The organism is Asaia sp. SF2.1, from assembly GCF_000505765.1.
GTDB lineage: Bacteria > Pseudomonadota > Alphaproteobacteria > Acetobacterales > Acetobacteraceae > Asaia > Asaia bogorensis.
On record NZ_AYXS01000049.1, the window covers coordinates 151,456 to 153,439 of the forward strand.

Annotated in this window: 1 protein-coding gene, 1 tRNA gene and 1 pseudogene; 2 read left to right on the forward strand and 1 reads right to left on the reverse strand. The window is 58.1% G+C overall.

The features are described from left to right. Positions 1-502, forward strand: a pseudogene (locus P792_RS0120300) (hypothetical protein); the annotation flags it as partial. Between the two features lie 25 nt (positions 503-527). Here the strand turns inward: P792_RS0120300 and P792_RS34305 are convergent. After that, positions 528-602, reverse strand: a tRNA-Thr gene (locus P792_RS34305). A gap of 92 nt (positions 603-694) precedes the next feature. Between P792_RS34305 and P792_RS34310 the strand changes: the two genes are divergently transcribed. Continuing rightward, on the forward strand, positions 695-1,984 hold a 1,290-nt coding region (locus tag P792_RS34310), incomplete at its 3' end, for a paraquat-inducible protein A (RefSeq protein ID WP_023979807.1).

A 1,984-nucleotide genomic window follows, 5' to 3' on the forward strand; every position in this document is an offset into this window, starting at 1 on the left:
CTCGGTGCTGTTCGTCAGTCTTTATGGTCAGTCCCGCCTTTGCCACATCCTTTCCCATGATCGCCTTATCAGCCCGCGCCTCAGTCTGGTCGATGCAAGGACGGGTGCGCCAGTGCTCGCCATTGCGCTGACTACAGGCCTGACCGCGCTGACGGCCGCGCTCCTTCCCATTACCTTGCTGGCCGATCTCGTCAGTATCGGCACGATGATCGGTTTTCTGGTGATCGCCTTCGCCGTCATGAAGCTGCGTGGTGATGAAGGCCTGCCTCAGGCACGGTTTCGGGTGCCGCTGGGCGGTATGCGTTTTGGCAGGCTCTGGATCGGAATTGTGCCGGTTCTGGCCATACTGGCCTGCCTGATCAATCTGGCGACCGTGCTGACCGACCTGACCGCGCAAACCCTGCGCGGCGAGTGGATCCCGCTAGGGTTTCTCGCGTTGTATTGCGTCGCGGGTTGGTTGCTTGGGCGCAGGCAAACCAAGCCTGGTCATGTATCAAACTGATCGAGCGCAAAGTGCAGGGAGGAGATGGTGCCGACACTCGGAATTGAACCGAGGACCTACTGATTACGAATCAGTTGCTCTACCCCTGAGCTATGTCGGCGTCCTTGGCGCGGTGCTATAGCCGAGACCGGAGCCGACTGCAACAGGGCAAACACCTATCTCTCAATGGAATCGTCCGCTACACTATGATTCATGTCTGATCGCTTCCACAAGCGTCTCTGGCGCAACGCTGTCACCATGGCTTCCGCAGTGCCTCCCACACCGACACTCAAGGTTGTGGAAGGTTTGCGAGAGTGTCCTGATTGTGGCCTGTTCCAGATGGTACCTCGCCTTAGGCGGGGTCAGGTGGCCTATTGCACGCGCTGCGATGCCCAGTTGGCACGCAGGCGTCGAACGCCGCCGATTGCGGCACCTACCGCCTTCTGCCTGGCCTCGGCAGCGCTTTACATCGCATTGCTCATCACGCAGCTTCTCACCATCAATGTGCATGGGCGGGTCAATACAGTCACCATTCTCACCGGGCCGATCGAACTTGGTCGGGAAGGGTTTGGCGAGATCGGTCTGATCGTCGGGCTGACGACACTCGTCATGCCCGGTGTGGTCATTGCCCTCATGGGGGCGATTCTGGTGGGCGCCAGCCGTCGTACCATGCCTGATTGGGCGCCGCGTCTGATGTCCTGGTACGAAAGACTGCGCGAATGGTCGATGATCGAGGTTTATATCCTCGGTGTCTTCGTTGCCTATACCAAGCTGATCGACCTGGCGATTGTCGATCTCCAGGCCGGTGTCTTTCTGATTGCCGCGCTCATGATCACCATGGCGGCCACAGATTCCACCCTCGATGTCGAGCGTATCTGGGATAACCGCGATATTCGTGAGGAAATGGCGGATGGTCAGGGGCGGATCCTGCCTGTCGAGCATCTGACGGCCACCGACGATTCGATGCCACCCATCCAGCATATGCTGTCCTGTCACTCCTGCGGACTGGTCATGGCGTTCGATCATGAAGTGTCGCGCGAGGGTGATATGGGCGATTGCCCGCGATGCCATCAGATCCTGCGTCGTCGGAAGTCGAACAGCCTGACCAATGCCGCTGCCCTGCTTCTGGCGGGGATCATCTGCTACATTCCGGCCAATATGCTGCCTGTGATGACCTACACCAAGATGGGTCAGCCCGACACCAGCACCATCATTCACGGTGTGATCGAACTCTGGCAGTCCAACCTGATCCCGCTTGCCCTGCTGGTGCTGTTCGCTTCCATCACCGTGCCGGTACTCAAGATCGTGTCGCTGGCGCTGATGGTTCTCGGCACGTGGCGCAAGCAGAAGCGTGGATTGCGTCTGCTGACCAAGCTCTATCGTCTAATCGATATCATCGGGCGCTGGTCGATGATCGATGTTTTCATGATCTCAATTCTTGTTGCGATCGTTCATTTTAATTTTCTCGCCAATGTTTTGGCGAATCCGGGTGTGGTTTTCTTC